This window comes from Actinomadura sp. HBU206391, assembly GCF_014323665.1.
GTDB lineage: Bacteria > Actinomycetota > Actinomycetes > Streptosporangiales > Streptosporangiaceae > Actinomadura_C.
This window is the reverse complement of sequence record NZ_JABVEB010000011.1, coordinates 31,746-49,602: the sequence shown is the minus strand read 5'-3', so window position 1 is coordinate 49,602 and position 17,857 is coordinate 31,746. Positions and strand designations below refer to the sequence as shown.

The window sequence follows — 17,857 nt, the reverse complement described above, 5'->3', positions numbered from 1 at the left end:
CCCGCCCGGGCAAAGCGATCCAGGGGGCTGGGCGGGGGTTGCCGCACGCAGATCGGATCAGCCGACGTCGCGGCGGAGCAGGTCGCTCTCGGTCTCGCGGCGGACCAGCAACCGGCCGTTGCCTCCGGCCACGCTGACGACCGGCGGACGCCGCACCAGGTTGTAGTTCGAAGACATCGAGTGGTGGTAGGCGCCCGTGCAGGGCACCGCCAGCAGGTCTCCGGGGCGCATGTCGGCCGGCAGTTGCGCGTCCCGGGCGATCACGTCGCCCGCCTCACAGTGCCGCCCGACGACGGTCGTCGCACGGTCGGCGACCGTGGCCCGGCGACCGACCAGCCGCACGGTGTAGTTGGCGCCGTACAGGCTCGGCCGGGGGTTGTCGCTCATGCCGCCGTCGACGGTAACGAAGACCCGGCCGGACAGGCCGCGCTTGACGCCGATCACCCGGTACAGCGTGACCCCGGCGCGTGCGCTGATGGCGCGGCCCGGCTCCACCGTGACGCGCGGCACCGGCAGCCGGTACGACTCGCAGGCGGACCGAACGGCCGCCATGAGCCGCTCGCCCACCGCCGCGGGTGAGATCTCCGCGTCACCGGAGAGGTACGGCACCGCGAAGCCGCCGCCGAGGTCGAGTTCGGGAAGCGTGACGCCGTGCTCGTCACGGATGGTCGCCATGAGATCGATCAGCCGGACGGCCGCCCGCTCGAACAGGTCGATACTGGTGACCTGCGATCCGATGTGGCAGTGCAGTCCCACCGGCTCGAACCCGCGCTGCTCGATCACCCGCCGTACCGCCTCGGCGGCGGCTCCCGAGGCGATGGAGAAGCCGAACTTCTGGTCTTCCGTCCCGGTCGTCACGGCCGGGTGGGTACCACCGTCCACGCCCGGGATCACCCGGATCAGCAAACGCTGAGGTGCGGCGGGACGGCCGAGCGCGGCCAGCCGGCTGATCTCAGCCGTGGAGTCGACCACGATCCGGCCCACGCCGTAGTCCATCGCCGCCCTGAGGTCCTCCGGCGTCTTGGCGTTCCCGTGCATCAGGACCCGCTTGGCGGGGAAGCCGGCCGCCCGCGCCACGGCGAGTTCCCCGGCGGAGCAGACGTCGAGGGACAGGCCCTCCTCGTTGATCCACCGCGCCATCGCCCGGCACAGGAAGGCCTTGCCCGCGTAGACGACCTCGCCACCCGCGAACGCCGCCTTGAAGGCACGGCAGCGCTGGCGCACGTCGGCCTCGTCGATGACGTGCACGGGGGTGCCGTAGCGGTCGGCCACCTTGGCGAGCGGGATCCCGCCGACCGAGATGTCGTCGCCGTCGATGTCATGGGCCGTGGCGGGCCAGATCGCGTGATCGAGGTTCTGCCGCTGTGAACTGAGAAGCATGTCATTTCCCCCTGCGGGTGCGGGCCTCCGCCCGCACCTGTACGCCGAGATACATCAGAGGACCGTCAGGAGCACCGTGATGAGCACGGCCGCCGCCAGGACCCACAGCACCCCGGTGATCTCCGGGGCGATGAAGCGTTCGCCGCCGCGCCCTTGGTCATCCATGGCGTGCGGCCGAAGCACCCACGGCCACGCCCACCATCGAGGCGTCGCGCGATCCGGCGTCGTGCTCGGCCCGACGGTCCGGCGCGCTCACCTTGGTACGCCATGCCTGCGGCGGTACGACGCCCGCCGGATCGGCCGGGATCCGCGGCAGCATCAGGGCCGGGTCGACCTGGATCTTGGCTACTCCGAGCGGCTTCAGCAGGAGGCGCAGAGCGGTCTCGTGCAGGCGAACCCATTCCTGGTCGCCGCCGAGGACCAGCCGCAGCTGCGATACCGACGTGAAGGCGATTCCCACCCGCCCCTCGCCCGCGAGCCGTGCCGTGCGCACCGCCAGCGTGCCGCCAGAGGCGGAACGTACCGGCACGACGAGAACATCCTCCGCAGATGCTTCCATGATCTGAGTCCCTCATTTCCTGTCCCCGGCCGCACCAGGCGGCTGACTCTCTTCACGCTAGGGTCAAAAATAGGAAATGAGGGGCTTAAATACGCCATAACTACGCGGCTCAGGCGGCCTCTGACGCTCTCTTGACAGGGGCCGGGTCTAGGTCCCGGGCCGACGTCCTTCGCACCGCCGGACGTGGCCGGCGATGGGTCAGCCGGTGCGGGAGACCACGAAGTCGCAGAGGCCCTCGAAGGCGGCCCGGACGGGGACGTCGGGCAGTGTGAGGAGCTCGGCGCGGGCGTCCTCGGCCCACTGCCGCAGGTCGGCGCGGGCCTGGTCCATGGCCGGGTGGGCACGCAGCAGCCCGAGGGCCTCCGCATGAGCCTGGTCGTCGGTCAGGTCCGAGGACAGCAGCGTACGCAGCCGCTCGTCGGCGGGGTCCTGCGATGCCAGCACATGCAGGACCGGGAGGGTGCGGATCCCCTCGCGCAGGTCGGTGCCGGGCGTCTTGCCCGACTGGTCGGACTCCGAGGCGATGTCGAGGATGTCGTCGGAGAGCTGGAACGCGATGCCGATCTTCTCGCAGGCCGAGGTGATCGTCGCGACCACCTGCGGTGACGCTCCGGCCAGCATCGCGCCGAAGTGCCCTGACACCGCGATGAGCGAGGCGGTCTTGTCCGCCATCACCTGGAGGTAGTGCTTGAGCGGGTCGGTGTCGGGCGTCGGCCCGATCGTCTCCTGGATCTGGCCGCGCACCAGCCGGGCGAAGGCCCGGGCCTGCACCCGGACGGCCTCCGGGCCGAGGTCGGCGAGCAGGTCCGAGGCACGGGCGAACAGGTAGTCGCCCGTGAGGATCGCGACGGTGTTGGTCCACCGCAGGTTGGCCGAGACCTGACCGCGCCGCATCGGCGCCTCGTCCATGACGTCGTCGTGGTAGAGCGTGGCCAGATGGGTCAGCTCCACGACGACCGCGGCCGACACCACACCGCGCGCCGCCGGATCCCCGAAGTGCGAGGCCAGCAGCACGAGCATCGGCCGGAACCGCTTCCCGCCGGCCGCGACCAGATGCCGCGACGCCTCGCTCAGGAGCCGGTCCTGATCGCGAGCGGTCTCGAGCAACTGCTCTTCCACGGCGGCGAGCCGCTCCAGCACGTCCGCTGCCAGCTCATCGTCGACGGGCAGCCCGAACGGAACGGCAGTACTCACAAATCCCCCTACCGGACGAACAGCTGCGTCGCCGCCTGCCCGGCCAAATCGAGCATCGGCTGCGGCAGCACACCGAGTACCACAGTAGCCGCCAACCCGAGCGCCACCGCTGTCGCGGCGGTCGGGCCGACCACCACCGCGGGCGCGTCGGGCTCCGGGTCACTGAAGAACATGACGACGATGACCCGGACGTAGAAGAACGCCGCGATCGCCGACGACAGCACACCGACGATCACCAGCGGAGTCGCGCCGCCCTGGACGGCGGCCTGGAACACCGCGAACTTGCCGGTGAAGCCGCTCGTCAGCGGGATGCCCGCGAAGGCCAGCAGGAAGACCGCGAATATCCCGGCGATGGCCGGCGACCGCTTGCCGAGCCCGGCCCAGCGGCTGAGGTGCCCGGCCTCGCCGCCCGCGTCACGCACCATGGTGATGATGGCGAACGCGCCGATCGTCGTGAAGCCGTACGCCGCGAGGTAGAACAACGTGGCCGACAGGCCTGCCTTGGAGGTCGCGATGACGCCCAGCAGCAGGAAGCCGGCGTGCGCGATCGACGAGTAGGCGAGCAGCCGCTTCACATCGGTCTGGGTGATCGCGATGACCGCACCGGCGAGCATCGTGATGATCGCGACGGCCCACATCATGGGCCGCCAGTCCCAGCGCAGGTTCTCCAGGCCGACGTAGTACACCCGCAGGATCGCGCCGAAGGCCGACACCATCGTGCACGAGGCCATGAGCGCCGTGATGGGTGTGGGAGCGCCCTGGTAGACGTCCGGCTTCCACGAGTGGAACGGCACGGCGCCCAGCTTGAACAGCAGGCCGACCGAGAGCAGCGCCACCCCGGCGAGCAGCAGGGGCTCGCTGCCGTTGTTCTTGCCGATCTCGTCGGCGATGTCCGACAGCCGTACCGAGCCCGCGAAGCCGTACAGCAGCGCGACCCCGTAGAGGAAGAACGCCGACGAGAACGCCCCGAGCAGGAAGTACTTCACCGCCGCCTCTTGCGAGAGCAGACGGCGCCGGCGGGCGAGACCGCAGAGCAGGTACAGCGGCAGGGACAGGACCTCAAGGGCCACGAACATCGTGAGCAGGTCGTTGGAGGCGGGGAACAGCAGCATCCCGCCGACCGCGAACATCATCAGCGGGAAGACCTCGGTGTGGGTCGATCCCGCCGCCATGCTCTCCTGCTCGGCGTCGCTGCCCGGCACCGCGGCCGCCTGCGCCGTGAAGGCGTCATGGCCGCGCTCGGCGATGAGCAGCAGGCTCACCAGCGCGAACACCAGGATGGTGCCCTGCAGGAAGTACGTGGCGGGGTCGACCGCCACCGATCCCATGGCCGCCGCCTTGAAGTTCCGGGCGTGCTGCCAGAAGACATGGCCTTCGATCGCGGCACGGTCGACGCCGAGGTAGATCGTCCATGCCAGGGCTCCGCCGAGGCCGATGAACGAGAGCGGAACCTGGATCGCGCGCCGCCAGTCGCGTCCGACGAACGCCTCGACCAGCACTCCGAGGACGGCCACGCCGAACACCAGCAGCATCGGGGCGAGCTGCCCGTACTCGATGTGCGGCGCCGAGAACTCCGGAGCGGCGGTCACTAGAGCGGACCCGTTCACGGGCGTGCTCCCTTCTCAGCCACGCTGGGCGTGGGGTCGTGCATCTGGACCCGGCTCATCGTGTGCTTCACCGATGGGTTGATCACATCGAGGACCGGCTTGGGGTAGAAGCCGAGGGCCACGATGATCGCGATGATGGGGGCCAGCGCCGCGAGCTCCCGGTGGGACAGATCCTTCATGCCCTTGACCGGCTCGGCGGTCGGGCCGTTCATCGTCCGCTGGTACATCCACAGGATGTAGACGGCGGCGAGGATGATCCCCACTGTGGCGATCACGGCGGGCACGCGGTAGCGCGAGAACGTGCCGACCAGCACCAGGAACTCTGAGACGAACGAGCTCAGGCCCGGCAGCGACAGTCCGGACAGGCCGGCCACCAGGAAGGTCCCGGCCAGTATCGGCGCCACCTTCTGCACGCCGCCGTAGGCGTCGATCCGCGCGGAGCCTCGCCGTACGATCAGGAAGCCGACGATCAGGAACAGCGCGGCGGTCGAGAAGCCGTGGTTCACCATGTACAGCGTGGCGCCCGACTGCCCCTGCGAGGTCATCGCGAAGATGCCCAGCGCGATGAACCCGAAGTGCGAGATCGAGGTGTAGGCGATGAGCCGTTTGAGGTCGACCTGGCCGATCGCCAGCACTGCGCCGTAGATGATCCCGATCACCGCGAGGGTGATCACGACCGGGGCGAACCACTTGGCCGCCGACGGGAACAGCTCCAGGCAGAACCGGAGCATGCCGTAGGTCCCCACCTTGTCGAGCACGCCGACGAGCAGCACGGCCGCGCCGGTCGGCGCCTGCCCCGCCGCGTCGGGCAGCCAGGTGTGGAAGGGCACCAGCGGCGCCTTGATCGCGAAGGCGATGAAGAACCCGAGGAACAGCCACTTGGCGGTGGTCGGATCGAGATTCAGCTTGGCCAGTTCGGTGAACATGAACGTGCCCGGCCCCTGCGCGTAGAGCGCGATGACCGCGACGAGCATGAGCAGCCCGCCGAACAGCGAGTACAACAGGAACTTCACCGCGGCGTACGAACGCTGCGGACCGCCGTAGGACCCGATGATGAAGTACATCGGGATCAGCATCGCCTCGAAGAACACGTAGAACAGGAAGACGTCGGTCGCCGCGAAGACACCGATCATCATCGCCTCGAGCGAGAGCAGGAGGGCGAAGTAGGTCTTCACCGAACGCCTCGGCCGCGCGTACTTGTCGAGGTCGGTCTTCGGCAGTTCCGCTCCGCCGAACCGATCCGCGTCGGTCCAGGAGGCCAGGATGACCAGCGGCACAAGGATCACCGACAGCGCGATCAGCACGAGCGCGACGCCGTCGACGCCGACCGCCCAGTGCACCCCGAACTGCTTGATCCATGAGTACTTCTGGGCGAACTGGAAGCGCGGGCCATCGGGATCGAACCGCAGCGCCATGGCGATGGTCAGCACGGCCACGACGACCGAGACGCCGAGCGCCACCTGCTTGGCGAGCTCGTCGCGGTCCCTCGGCAGCAAGGTGATGCCGAGCGCCCCGAGGGCCGGCAGCGCGATGAGCAGAGTCAGCACGGCATCTCCAGTTCAGGCCGCCCTCCGGCGGACTCGTTGATGATCATCGCGTCGCGAACATCGCCCACGGCTAGATCCTCACCAGCAGCAGGGCGCCGACCACCAGGGCGGCGCCGATGAACATGGAAAGGGCGTACGAGCGGACGAAGCCGGTCTGCAGCCGGCGGACCCGCCCCGACGTGCCGCCGATACCGGCGGCGAGGCCGTTGACCACTCCGTCGACGCCCTTGTTGTCGAAGAAGACGGCCAGGCGGGTCAGCCACTGGCCGGGACGCATGACGAGCGACTCGTTGAGCGCGTCGCCGTACAGGTCCTTGCGGGCGGCCACCGTGACGAGGCTCCCCCGTGGCGCCTCGCGCGGCACCGGGCGGGCGGCGTACTGCCGCCACGCGATGCCGACGCCGACGATCATGAGTACGAACGTCGCGATCCCCACGGGTGTGACCGCGTGGAAGTGGTGCTCCTCGGCCCCGGCGGGCAGGGACGGCGCGAGGAACTCGGAGAATCCGCCGAGCACCAGGAAGCCGCCCATGAGCACCGATCCGACGGCGAGCAGCATCAACGGGATCGTCATCACCTTCGGCGACTCGTGCGGATGGACGTCCTCGTCCCATCGCTTGCCGCCGTAGAAGGTCATGAACATCACGCGCGACATGTAGTACGCGGTGATGCCGGCGCCCAGGATCGCACAGCCGCCCAGTATCGCCCCGCTCGTGCCGCCCTTCTCGAAGGCGGCCTCGATGATGCCGTCCTTGGTGAACCAGCCGGACAGCCCGGGGAATCCGATGATCGCCAGATAGCCGAGGCCGAACGTCGCCCAAGTGGTCACCATGACGGCGCGCAGCGCACCGTACCGGCGCATGTTCACCGCGTCCTTCATGCCGTGCATCACCGAGCCGGCGCCGAGGAACATCCCGGCCTTGAAGAAGCCGTGCGCGATGAGGTGCGCGATCGCGAAGACGTAACCGGCCTTGCCGAGGCCGGCGGCGAGGTGCATGTAGCCGATCTGCGACATGGTGGAGCCGGCCAGTGCCTTCTTGATGTCGTCCTTGCCGCAACCGATGATCGCACCGGCCAGCAGCGTGGCCGCGCCGACGACCGTCACCGCCAGTTGCGCGGTCGGTGCCAGCTCGAAGATCGGGTTGGACCGTACGATCAGGTAGACCCCGGCGGTGACCATCGTGGCGGCGTGGATGAGGGCCGACACCGGCGTCGGGCCCTCCATCGCGTCGAGCAGCCAGGACTGCAGCGGCAGCTGGGCGGACTTGCCGCAGGCGCCGAGCAGGAGCAGCAGGCCGACCGCGGTGACGACGCCCTTCTCGGCGGCCCCCGCGTTCTGGAACACCCCGGAGAACGAGACCGTGCCGAATGTCGCGAACATCAGCATGATCGCGATCGACAGCCCGAGGTCGCCGACCCGGTTGACCACGAAGGCCTTCTTGGCCGCGGTCGCCGCCGTCGGCTTGAACTGCCAGAACCCGATGAGCAGGTACGACGCCAGGCCGACGCCCTCCCACCCGATGTACAGGCCCACGTAGTTGTCGGCCAGCACCAGCAGCAGCATCGCCGCGATGAAGAGGTTCAGGTAGGCGAAGAACCGGCGGCGGTCGGTGTCGTGCTCCATGTAGCCGACCGAGTAGATGTGGATCAACGAGCCCACACCGGTGATCAGCAGGACGAAGCTGATGGACAACGGGTCGACCAGCAGGCCCATGTCGACCTTGAAGTCACCGACCGCGAAGTACTGGAAGAGGTGCACCGAGCGTCGGCGCTCCTCCTCCCCGTAGCCCAGCATCTGCAAGAACATCGCCACGCCGACCGCGAACGACGCGAGGGACATCGCGCACCCGAGCAGGTGACCCCACTTGTCCGTACGGCGTCCGCCCAGCAGCAGCACCGCCGCTCCCGCGAGCGGGAAGGCGATGAGAAGCCAAGCCAGGGACTGAACCCCCTCGGCGGTCAACACGGCTGTCATTCGTCAGGCCCCTCAGTACTTCAGCAGGTTCGCGTCGTCGACCGACGACGACCTGCGGCTACGGAAGATCGTCATGATGATCGCGAGGCCCACGACGACCTCGGCGGCGGCCACGACCATCACGAAGAACGCGATGACCTGACCGTCGAGCTCGCCGTGCATCCGCGAGAACGTGACGAACGCCAGGTTCGTGGCGTTGAGCATGAGCTCGATGCACATGAAGACCACGATCGCGTTGCGCCGGACCAGCACGCCCACGGCACCGATCGTGAACAGGATCGTCGCGAGCACCAGGTAGTGCGCCGGGCTCATCTCGCCACCCGCTCGGCTTCGGCGCGGTCGAAGATCTGCGCCTCGCTCATTGGTTCTTCTCCTTGGTCGCGGCCTTGACGGCGGCGAGGTCCTTCTCCGCCGCCTGCTCGCCGGTGTCGCCGTGCAGGTCGGCGTGGAACTCGGGCTTGACGTGCCCGCGGCGGGCGATGACCGGGTTGACCGACAGGTCCGACATGGTGCCGTCGGGCAGGAGCGCCGGCATGTCCACCGCGTTGTGCCGCGCGTACGTGCCCGGGCCGGGCAGCGGCGTCGGGTGCTCGCCCACCAGGAAGCGCTGCTTGGACAGCTGCTTCTGGGTCGGCTTGGGGATGATGCGCTCCCGGTGCGCCAGCACCATCGCCCCGAGCGCGGCGGTGATCAGCAGCGCGCTCGTCACCTCGAAGGCGAAGACGTAGCGGGAGAAGATCAGCTCGGCCAGGCCCTCGACGTTGCCGCTCGCGTTGGCCGCCTTGAGCCCCCGTACGGCCGGGAGGGCGGCGTTGCCGAAGCCCACCAGCAACAGCACGACGAAGCCGACCGCGGCGATCCCCGCCCAGAGCCGCTGCGCGCGGATCGTCTCGACCAGCGAGTCGGTCGAGCTCACGCCGACGAGCATGATCACGAACAGGAAGAGCATCAGCACGGCGCCCGTGTAGACGATCACCTGGACGAAGGCCAGGAACGGCGCGTCCTGCACGGCGTACAGCACCGCGAGCGACAGCATCACGACGGCCAGCATCATCGCGGAGTACACGGCCTTGCGCGTGAAGACCACGCCGAGGGCCGCGCACACCGAGACGACGGCGAGCACCCAGAAAATCATTCGTTGTCACCGTCCTTGAGGCCGAGGCGGTAGTAGTCCTCCTCGGTCTCGCCGAGTCGCATAGCGTGCGGCGGCGTCTCCATGCCCTCGCGCAGCGGCGCGAGCAGCATCTCCTTGGTGTAGATCAGGCTCTCTCGGCTGTCGTCGGCCAGCTCGTACTCGTTGGTCATCGTCAGCGCCCGCGTCGGGCACGCCTCGATGCAGAGCCCGCAGAGAATGCACCGCAGATAGTTGATCTGGTAGACGCGGCCGTAGCGCTCGCCCGGGGAGTAACGCTCCTCCTCGGTGTTGTCGCCGCCCTCGACGTAGATCGCGTCCGCGGGGCACGCCCACGCGCACAGCTCGCAGCCGATGCACTTCTCCAGCCCGTCGGGCCAGCGGTTCAGCTGGTGCCGGCCGTGGAACCGCGGCGCCGTCGGCTTCTTGACCTCCGGGTACTGGACGGTCTCGACCTTCTGGAACATCTGGTGGAAGGCGACACCGAACCCCTTGACCGGGTTCAGGAAGTCAGTGAATCCCACTGGAGACCTCCTTGTTCGTTCCAGTCACGCCGTGGTAGTGGGGCGCGTCGAGCGGCGGCACCGGGAACCCGCCCGCCGCCGGATCGGGCGCCTCACCCGAGTCCGAGGTGACGTCCTCGTCCGCGCCCCGGCCGAGGGTGTCCCACACGAGCGACAGCGCCAGGACCACCGCGATCGCGATCCCGCCGTACAGCAGGAGTTCCGGCATGTCGTGGCCCTCGTTGCGCAGCGCGCGGATGGTCGCCACGAGCAGGATCCAGCCGAGCGAGAACGGCATGAGGATCTTCCACCCGAGCTTCATCAGCTGGTCGTAGCGCACTCGCGGCAGCGAGCCGCGCACCCAGATGAAGCCGAAGATGAACAGGAAGAGCTTGGCGAAGAACCACAGCATCGGCCACCAGCCCTCGTTGGCGCCGGGCCACACCGTGGAGATCGGTGCGGGGGCCCGCCAGCCGCCGAGGAACAGGGTCGTCGCCATCGCCGACAGCGTCACCATGTTGACGTACTCGGCCAGGTAGAACAGCAGGAACTTCAGCGACGAGTACTCGGTGTGGTAGCCCGCGACCAGTTCGCCCTCGCCCTCGGGCAGGTCGAACGGGATCCGGCCGGACTCGCCCATCATCGTGACCACGTAGATCAGGAACGAGGGCAGCAGCAGCACCGCGAACCACTTGTCCTGCTGGGCCGCCACGACGTGCGAGGTCGACATCGAGCCCGCGAACAGGAAGACCGCCACGAACGACAGGCCCATCGCGATCTCGTAGGAGATGACCTGGGCGCTGGAGCGCAGCCCGCCGAGCAGCGCGTACGGCGACCTCGACGCCCAGCCGGCGAGCACGACGCCGTACACGCCGACCGACGAGGCGGCCAGCGTCATCAGCACCGAGACCGGCAGGTCGGTCAGCTGCAGCGGCGTGCGGTGGCCGAAGATCGACACCTCCGGGCCCAGCGGGATGACCGCGAAGGTCAGCAGCGCGGGCGTGGCGGCGAGGATCGGGGCGATGAAGAACACCACCTTGTCGACGGTGCGCGGGACGATGTCCTCCTTCAGCGCACCCTTGATGCCGTCCGCCAGGGGCTGCAGCAGCCCGAACGGGCCCGCGCGGTTGGGGCCGGGCCGCAGCTGCATGCGCGCGATGACCCGGCGTTCCAGCCACACGTTGAAGAGCACGCTCAGCAGCAGGAAGACGAAGACCACCAGGGCCTTGCCCAGGATCAGCCACCAAGGATCGTGCCCGAAGGCGGACAGGCCGCTCACGGGTTACCTCCAGTCTCATCGGTCCCGCTCGCACCGGCGGCGGCGATCCGCACGACGGCCCCGGCGCCCACCCCGAGGTCGCGGTGCACCACGCTGCCCGTGGAGTTCGTCGGCAGCCACACCACCCGGTCGGGCATGTCGGTGATCTCGACCGGCAGAGTGATCTCGCCGCGTCCGGTCGACACGGTGACCTGCTCCGCCACGCCGGTGCCGCCGGCCAGCTCGGCGGCGGTCGCCGCCGACAGCCGCGCCACGGCGGTCTTGGCGGTGCCCGCGAGGTACGGCTCGCCGTCCTGCAACCGGCCGCGGTCGAGCAGCAGGCGCCAGGTGGCGAGCACCGCCTCGCCGGGACGCGGCTCGAGGTGCCCGCGGGCGGCCACGCCGGGCGCCGCGGGCCGGGCGCCGTGGAAGCCGCCGAGCCTCTGCAGTTCGGTGCGGGCCGCCTCGGGCGAGGGCAGTGCGAGGTGGACGTCCATCTCGCCGGCCAGCGCGTTCAGCACCTTGAGGTCGGACATGACGCCGGGCACCGAGAGCGCGGTGTCGAACGGGCGGCCGCGGCCCTCCCAGTTGACGAAGGTGCCGGACTTCTCCGCGACCGCGGCGACCGGCAGCACGACGTCGGCCCGGTCGGTGACCGCGCTGACCCGCTGCTCGAGGCTGACCACGAACGGCGTCGACTCGATCGCCGCGAGCGCGGCCTGCGGGTCGGTGAGGTCATAGGGGTCCACGCCGCCGATGACGAGGGCGTCGATCCGCTCGTCCGCCGCGGCGGCCAGGATCTCGCTGGTGTCCCGGCCCGTTGCGGCCGGCAGGTCCGACACCGCCCACGCGCGGGCGACCTCGGCGCGAGCCTCGGGATCGGTGACCGGGCGGCCGACGGGCAGCAGGCCGGGCAGCGCGCCCGCCTCGACGGCGCCGCGTTCACCGGCCCTGCGGGGCACCCAGCCGAGCCGCGCGCCGGTGACCTCGGCCAGCCGGATCGCGCTGGAGAGCGCGCCGGGGCTGGTGGCGAGCCGCTCGCCGACCAGGATGACCGCGCCCTCGGCCTTGAGCGCCTCGGTGGTCTCCGACGCCTCGGTGATCAGTGCTCCGAGCGCCGCCGACTCCTCACCGGGCACGGTCTTGATCAGCGTGCCGCTGATCTTGTCCAGGCCGCGGGTGGCGTACGGGGCGATCGAGAAGGCCTTGAGGCCCTTGCGGGCGGCCTTGCGGAGCCGCAGGAAGACGATCGGCGACTCCTCCTCGGGCTCGAAGCCGGCGAGCAGGACCGCCGGGGCCTTCTCCAGGTCGGAGTAGGACACCTCGATGGAGCCGCCGGCCACGGCCGCGGCGAGGAAGTCGGCCTCTTCCGCCGAGAGCGCACGGGCGCGGAAGTCGATGTCGTTGGTGCCGAGCGCGATCCGCGCGAACTTGGCGTACGCGTAGGCGTCCTCGAGGGTGAGGCGGCCCCCGGTCAGCACGCCCGCTCGCCCCTTCGCGGCGGAGAGGCCGCGCGCGGCGGCGGTGAGCGCCTCGGGCCAGGAGGCCGGCTCGAGCACTCCGTCCTCGTTCCGGACGAGAGGCGTGGTCAGCCGGTCGGGCTCGGTGGCGTAGGTGAACGCCCACCGGCCCTTGTCGCAGTTCCACTCCTCGTTGACCTGCGGGTCGTCGCCGGCGAGGCGGCGGGTGACCTTGCCCCTGCGGTAGTCGGTCCGCTGCGCGCACCCGGCCGAGCAGTGCTCGCAGACGCTCGGCTTGGAGACCAGGTCGAACGGGCGGGAGCGGAAGCGGTAGGCCGCACCGGTGAGCGCGCCCACCGGGCAGATCTGCACCGTGTTGCCGGAGAAGTACGACTGGAACGGCTTGCCGTCGGCGATGCCGACCTGCTCCTTGGCCCCCCGCTCGAACAGGTCGATGAAGGCGTCACCGGCGATCTGGTCGGAGAACCGGGTGCAGCGGGCGCACTGGATGCACCGCTCCCGGTCGAGCAGGACCTCCGACGACAGCGAGATCGGCTTGGGGAAGGTCCGCTTGCGCTCGAGGAACCTGGTCTCACCCTGGCCGTTGGACATCGCCTGGTTCTGCAGCGGGCACTCGCCGCCCTTGTCGCAGATCGGGCAGTCCAGCGGGTGGTTGATCAGCAGGAACTCCATGATGCCCCGCTGGGCCTGGTCGGCCACCGGCGAGGTGAGCTGCGTCTTGATCACCATGCCGGGCATCACGGTGGTGGTGCAGGACGCCGGCGGCTTCGGCATGCCCCGCCCGTTGCCCATGTCGGGGACCTCCACCAGGCACTGGCGGCAGGCTCCCACCGGGTCGAGCAGCGGGTGGTCGCAGAAGCGCGGGATCTGGATGCCGAGCAGCTCGGCCGCCCGGATGATCAGCGTGCCCTCGGGGACGGAGATCTCGAAGCCGTCGATGGTGACGGTGACCAGCTTCTCCTGCTGCTCGACCTGGGTGTTGTCAGCGACGATGCTCACTCTTGACCTGCCCAAAGGGTGGACGCGGCGGGATCGAAGGGACAACCGCCGTGTTCGAAGTGCTGGATGTACTCGTCACGGAAGTACTTGACCGACGAGCCGATCGGGCTGATCAGCGAGTCTCCGAGGGCGCAGAACGAGCGGCCGAACATGTTCTTGGAGATCTCGACGATCCGCTCGATGTCCTCCTCGGTGCCGTCGCCCTTCTCCAGTCGCGCGACGATCTGCTTCAGCCAGAACGTGCCCTCGCGGCACGGCGTGCACTTGCCGCAGGACTCGTGGGCGTAGAACTCGCTCCAGCGCAGCACCGCCCGCACGACGCAGGTGGTCTCGTCGAAGATCTGGAGCGCTCGGGTGCCGAGCATCGACCCGGCCGCGCCCACGCTCTCGTAGTCGAGCGGCACGTCGAGGTGCTCGTCGGTGAGGATCGGCGTGGAAGAGCCGCCCGGCGTCCAGAACTTCAGCCGGTGGCCCTTGCGCACGCCGCCCGCCATCTCGAGCAGTTCGCGCAGCGTGATGCCGAGCGGCGCCTCGTACTGCCCGGGGCGCGTCACGTGCCCGGACAGCGAGAAGATCCCGTGTCCCTTGGACTTCTCGGTGCCCATGTCGGCGAACCAGTCGGCGCCGCGGTCGATGATCCCGGGAACGGAGGCGATGGTCTCTACGTTGTTCACAACGGTGGGACAGGCGTAAAGGCCCGCGACGGCCGGGAAGGGAGGCTTGAGCCGAGGTTGGCCCCGATAGCCCTCGAGCGAGTCGAGCAGCGCGGTCTCTTCGCCGCAGATGTACGCTCCCGCGCCGGCGTGCACGGTCAGCTCCATGTCGAAGCCGGACCCGAGGATGTCGCTGCCGAGGAAGCCGGCCTCGTAGGCCTCGCGCACCGCGTCCTGCAGGCGGCGGACCACGTGCAGCACCTCGCCGCGCACGTAGATGAACGCGTGGTTGGCGCGGATGGCGTACGAGCTGATGACGATGCCCTCGATGAGCACGTGCGGGTTGGCCATCATCAGCGGCACGTCCTTGCACGTGCCCGGCTCGGACTCGTCGGCGTTGACCACCAGGTAGTGCGGCTTGCCGTCGCCCTGCGGGATGAAGGCCCACTTCATGCCGGCCGGGAATCCGGCGCCGCCGCGTCCGCGCAGCCCCGAGTCCTTGCCCATCTGCACCAGGTCGTCCGGCGGCATGGCCAGAGCCTTGCGCAGCGCCCGGTAGCCGCCGCCCCGCTGGTAGCCGGCCAGGGTGAAGGAGTCGGCCTCGTCCCAGCCTCTGGTCAGAACCGGCGTCAGCGTCGTCGTCACTGTGTCTCCCCCTCGGCGGCCTTCCAGCCCTTCTTCTTGGCGAGTTCGAGGCCGCGCAGGGACTCGGGCCCGGCCTGCACCCCCTCGCCGCCGCGCCCGTCCGGGAAGCCCGCGAGCACCCGAGACATCTGCTTGAAGCCGCACACGCTGTGGGCACCCCGGGTCGGCGCGACCTCCTTGCCCGCGCGAAGGTCGTCGACGAGCCCCTTGGCCTTCTCGGGGGTCATGTTGTCGAAGAACTCCCAGTTGACCATCACCACAGGGGCGAAGTCGCAGGCGGCGTTGCACTCGATCCGCTCGATGCTGATCGTGCCGTCCTCGGTGGCCTTGTCGTGGCCGACCCCGACATGCTCGCTCAGCGTGTTCCAGATCTCGTCGCCGCCCATCACCGCGCACAGCGTGTTGATGCACACGCCGACGTGGTACTCACCGGCGGGTTCGCGCCGGTACTGGGTGTAGAACGTCGCGACACCGGTGACCTCGGCGGGCGTGATGCCCAGCATCTCGGCGCAGAACTCGATGCCGGCCTGGGACACGTGGCCGTCCACCGACTGCACGAGGTGCAGCATCGGTAGCAGGGCCGAACGGGGCTTCGGGTAACGCGCCATGATCGCCTTGGCGTCGCGTTCGAGGCCCTCGCGTGTCTCCGGCTCCCAGCCGGTGGATTCCCCAGTCACCTGTCCACTCCCCCCATCACCGGGTCGAGGCTGGCCACGGCCGCGATGACGTCCGCCACCATGCCGCCCTCACTCATCGCGGCGGTCGCCTGCAGGTTGGTGAAGGACGGATCGCGGAAGTGCGCGCGGTACGGCCGGGTGCCGCCGTCGCTCACCACATGGACGCCCAGCTCTCCGCGCGGTGACTCGACCGCGGCGTAGGCCTGGCCGGCCGGGACCCGGAAGCCCTCGGTCACCAGCTTGAAGTGGTGGATCAGGGCCTCCATCGAGGTGCCCATGATATGGGCGATGTGCGCCGGCGAGTTCCCCATGCCGTCGGCCCCGATGGCCAGCTGGGCGGGCCAGCCGACCTTCTTGTCCTCGACCATCACCGGGCCCTTGACCGAGCCGAGCCGGTCCACGCACTGCTCGATGATCTTCAGCGACTCCTCCATCTCCTGCATGCGCACGAGATAGCGGCCGTACACGTCGCAGGTGTCCTGCGTGGGGACGTCGAACTCGTAGCTCTCGTAGCCGCAGTAGGGCTGCGACTTGCGCAGGTCCCAGGGCAGGCCCGAGGCGCGCAGCACCGGACCCGTGATGCCGAGCGCCATGCACCCGGTCAGGTCCAGATAGGCGATGTCCTTGGTGCGGGCGAGATAGACCGGGTTGGCATCGAGCAGCTTGCGCATCTGCTTGATCCGCTTCGGCATCCGCTCCAGGTACTCGCGGATCTTCTCGAGCGCGCCAGGGGGCAGGTCCTGCGCGACGCCGCCCGGCCGGACGTACGCCATGTTCATCCGCAGACCGGTCACCAGCTCGAAGATGTCGAGGGTGTACTCGCGCTCGATGAACCCGTTGAGCATGACGGTGGTGGCACCGAGCTCCAGGCCGAAGGTGGCGATGGCCACCAGGTGCGAGGAGATCCGGTTGAGCTCCATCATCATCACCCGGATGATCTGGGCCCGCTCCGGAATCTGGTCGGTGATGCCGAGCAGCTTCTCGACGCCGAGGCAGTACGCCGTCTCATTGAAGATCGGCGCGAGGTAGTCCATCCGGGTGCAGAACGTGGTGCCCTGCGTCCACGTCCGGAACTCCATGTTCTTCTCGATGCCGGTGTGCAGGTAGCCGATGCCCACCCGGGCCTCGTTCACCGTCTCACCGTCGAGCGTCAGCACCAGCCGGAGCACGCCGTGCGTCGACGGGTGCTGCGGCCCCATGTTGATGACGAGGCGCTCGTCGTCACCGTCGGCAACGCCTTCGACGACGTCGTCCCAGTCCTGGCCGGCGACGTTGAAGACCTTGCCCTCGGTGGTCTCCGTGCTCATTCGCTCGCTCCGCTCGCCGCTCGCGGACGCCGGGATGCGGCCCGTTCTCGGATCCTCGGCGCGGCCTCGTTCCTCGGCCGCACCTGCGGTCCTCGTGCGGCCGCGCGTCCGCGCGCGGTGCCCGTGTCGTGTCCCGTCGTCGTCATACGTACGACCTCCGCTCATCGGGGGGAGGGATCTCGGCACCTCGGTACTCGACCGGGATGCCGCCGAGCGGGTAGTCCTTGCGCTGCGGGTGTCCCACCCAGTCGTCGGGCATCTCGATCCGGGTGAGGGCCGGGTGCCCGTCGAAGATGATCCCGAAGAAGTCGTAGGTCTCGCGCTCGTGCCAGTCGTTGGTCGGGTAGATCGAGACGACCGAGGGGACGTGCGGGTCCTCGTCGGGGCAGGTCACCTCGAGCCGGATACGCCGGTTGTGCGTCATCGACAGCAGGTGGTAGACCGCGTGCAGCTCGGCGCCGGTGTCCTTCGGGTAGTGCACTCCCGACACCCCGGTGCAGAGCTCGAAGCGGAGCTCCGGGCTGTCGCGGAGGGTACGGGCGACCTCGAGCAGATGCGCGCGCCTGACGTACAGCGTCATCTCGCCGCGGTCGACCACGATCCGCTCGATCGCGTCGGCGAAACCGGGGAACTGGCGCTCCAGCTCGCCCGCCACCTCGTCGAAGTAGCCGCCGAACGGCCGCGGGCTGGAGACCTTCGGGCTCTGCCGGATGACCAGCCGGCCATACCCGGAGGTGTCGCCAGTGGTCTGGGCCCCGAACATGCCGGTACGCGCCACCGGCTGCTCGCGGCGGTCGGCCGGCTTCTGCGCGGGCAGCTGGTCGGCGGCCTGGTCGGCCATCTGCGCCGGAGGCTGCTGCACCGCCTTGCCCTCCACCGGCTTGTCCTGGGGCGCCTTGTCCTGCGCCGGCTTGTCCTGGGGCGCCTTGTCCTGCGCCGG

15 protein-coding genes are annotated in these 17,857 nt (G+C 69.4%); all 15 read right to left on the bottom strand.

From position 1 onward, the window contains the following. Positions 1 to 57 precede the first annotated feature (57 nt). Positions 58 to 1,380 carry a diaminopimelate decarboxylase gene (gene lysA, locus HKK72_RS07330; protein ID WP_187233487.1) on the bottom strand — a complete coding sequence of 441 codons (1,323 nt, stop codon included), beginning with the start codon at positions 1,378 to 1,380 and terminating at the stop codon, positions 58 to 60. Between the two features lie 157 nt (positions 1,381 to 1,537). Beyond that, a complete protein-coding gene (locus HKK72_RS07325) occupies positions 1,538 to 1,939 on the bottom strand; it encodes an SAV_915 family protein (RefSeq protein ID WP_187233486.1) in 402 nt (133 codons plus the stop codon). A gap of 198 nt (positions 1,940 to 2,137) precedes the next feature. Beyond that, positions 2,138 to 3,133 (bottom strand): polyprenyl synthetase family protein, encoded by a 996-nt coding sequence (locus tag HKK72_RS07320; protein WP_187233485.1) that lies wholly within the window; start codon positions 3,131 to 3,133, stop codon positions 2,138 to 2,140. An 8-nt stretch (positions 3,134 to 3,141) separates the two neighbouring features. Next, the gene (nuoN, locus tag HKK72_RS07315; RefSeq protein WP_187233484.1) at positions 3,142 to 4,740 is read right to left on the bottom strand and encodes an NADH-quinone oxidoreductase subunit NuoN; all 1,599 of its coding nucleotides are present in this window, start codon (positions 4,738 to 4,740) and stop codon (positions 3,142 to 3,144) included. Further along, positions 4,737 to 6,287: an NADH-quinone oxidoreductase subunit M gene (locus HKK72_RS07310; RefSeq protein WP_315987126.1), complete on the bottom strand. Its 1,551-nt coding sequence runs from the start codon at positions 6,285 to 6,287 to the stop codon at positions 4,737 to 4,739. Before HKK72_RS07310 ends, nuoN begins: the two co-directional genes overlap by 4 nt. Before the next feature lie 70 nt (positions 6,288 to 6,357). Beyond that, positions 6,358 to 8,262, bottom strand: a complete 1,905-nt coding sequence (gene nuoL, locus HKK72_RS07305; protein ID WP_187233483.1) for an NADH-quinone oxidoreductase subunit L — start codon at positions 8,260 to 8,262, stop codon at positions 6,358 to 6,360. A 12-nt stretch (positions 8,263 to 8,274) separates the two neighbouring features. Then, positions 8,275 to 8,574: an NADH-quinone oxidoreductase subunit NuoK gene (gene nuoK, locus HKK72_RS07300; protein WP_187233482.1), complete on the bottom strand. Its 300-nt coding sequence runs from the start codon at positions 8,572 to 8,574 to the stop codon at positions 8,275 to 8,277. Between the two features lie 46 nt (positions 8,575 to 8,620). Further along, complete coding sequence (locus HKK72_RS07295) at positions 8,621 to 9,397, bottom strand: NADH-quinone oxidoreductase subunit J (RefSeq protein ID WP_187233481.1); 777 nt, start codon at positions 9,395 to 9,397, stop codon at positions 8,621 to 8,623. Next, positions 9,394 to 9,918, bottom strand: a complete 525-nt coding sequence (gene nuoI, locus HKK72_RS07290; RefSeq protein ID WP_187233480.1) for an NADH-quinone oxidoreductase subunit NuoI — start codon at positions 9,916 to 9,918, stop codon at positions 9,394 to 9,396. The genes HKK72_RS07295 and nuoI overlap by 4 nt, the downstream gene beginning before the upstream one ends. Then, the gene (nuoH, locus tag HKK72_RS07285; protein WP_187233479.1) at positions 9,905 to 11,176 is read right to left on the bottom strand and encodes an NADH-quinone oxidoreductase subunit NuoH; all 1,272 of its coding nucleotides are present in this window, start codon (positions 11,174 to 11,176) and stop codon (positions 9,905 to 9,907) included. Before nuoH ends, nuoI begins: the two co-directional genes overlap by 14 nt. Further along, complete coding sequence (locus tag HKK72_RS07280) at positions 11,173 to 13,635, bottom strand: NADH-quinone oxidoreductase subunit G (protein ID WP_187233478.1); 2,463 nt, start codon at positions 13,633 to 13,635, stop codon at positions 11,173 to 11,175. Before HKK72_RS07280 ends, nuoH begins: the two co-directional genes overlap by 4 nt. Next, on the bottom strand, positions 13,632 to 14,933 hold the full coding sequence (gene nuoF, locus HKK72_RS07275) for an NADH-quinone oxidoreductase subunit NuoF (RefSeq protein ID WP_187233477.1): 1,302 nt from the start codon (positions 14,931 to 14,933) through the stop codon (positions 13,632 to 13,634). The genes HKK72_RS07280 and nuoF overlap by 4 nt, the downstream gene beginning before the upstream one ends. After that, the gene (gene nuoE, locus HKK72_RS07270) at positions 14,930 to 15,541 is read right to left on the bottom strand and encodes an NADH-quinone oxidoreductase subunit NuoE (protein WP_410050287.1); all 612 of its coding nucleotides are present in this window, start codon (positions 15,539 to 15,541) and stop codon (positions 14,930 to 14,932) included. The genes nuoF and nuoE overlap by 4 nt, the downstream gene beginning before the upstream one ends. A gap of 65 nt (positions 15,542 to 15,606) precedes the next feature. Continuing rightward, complete coding sequence (locus HKK72_RS07265) at positions 15,607 to 16,917, bottom strand: NADH-quinone oxidoreductase subunit D (protein WP_187233475.1); 1,311 nt, start codon at positions 16,915 to 16,917, stop codon at positions 15,607 to 15,609. A gap of 142 nt (positions 16,918 to 17,059) precedes the next feature. Further along, positions 17,060 to 17,758, bottom strand: coding sequence for an NADH-quinone oxidoreductase subunit C (locus HKK72_RS07260; RefSeq protein WP_187233527.1), 699 nt, complete (start codon positions 17,756 to 17,758; stop codon positions 17,060 to 17,062). Positions 17,759 to 17,857 lie beyond the last annotated feature (99 nt).

What these genes read in the sequence shown, in the direction of transcription:
- nuoE (WP_410050287.1), bottom strand. Translation starts at nt 15,541, where the DNA reads ATGGCGCGTTACCCGAAGCCCCGTTCGGCCCTGCTACCGATGCTGCAC.
- HKK72_RS07260 (WP_187233527.1), bottom strand. Translation starts at nt 17,758, where the DNA reads ATGGCCGACCAGGCCGCCGACCAGCTGCCCGCGCAGAAGCCGGCCGAC.
- lysA (WP_187233487.1), bottom strand. Translation starts at nt 1,380, where the DNA reads ATGCTTCTCAGTTCACAGCGGCAGAACCTCGATCACGCGATCTGGCCC.
- HKK72_RS07325 (WP_187233486.1), bottom strand. Translation starts at nt 1,939, where the DNA reads ATGGAAGCATCTGCGGAGGATGTTCTCGTCGTGCCGGTACGTTCCGCC.
- HKK72_RS07265 (WP_187233475.1), bottom strand. Translation starts at nt 16,917, where the DNA reads ATGAGCACGGAGACCACCGAGGGCAAGGTCTTCAACGTCGCCGGCCAG.
- nuoL (WP_187233483.1), bottom strand. Translation starts at nt 8,262, where the DNA reads ATGACAGCCGTGTTGACCGCCGAGGGGGTTCAGTCCCTGGCTTGGCTT.
- HKK72_RS07295 (WP_187233481.1), bottom strand. Translation starts at nt 9,397, where the DNA reads ATGATTTTCTGGGTGCTCGCCGTCGTCTCGGTGTGCGCGGCCCTCGGC.
- nuoK (WP_187233482.1), bottom strand. Translation starts at nt 8,574, where the DNA reads ATGAGCCCGGCGCACTACCTGGTGCTCGCGACGATCCTGTTCACGATC.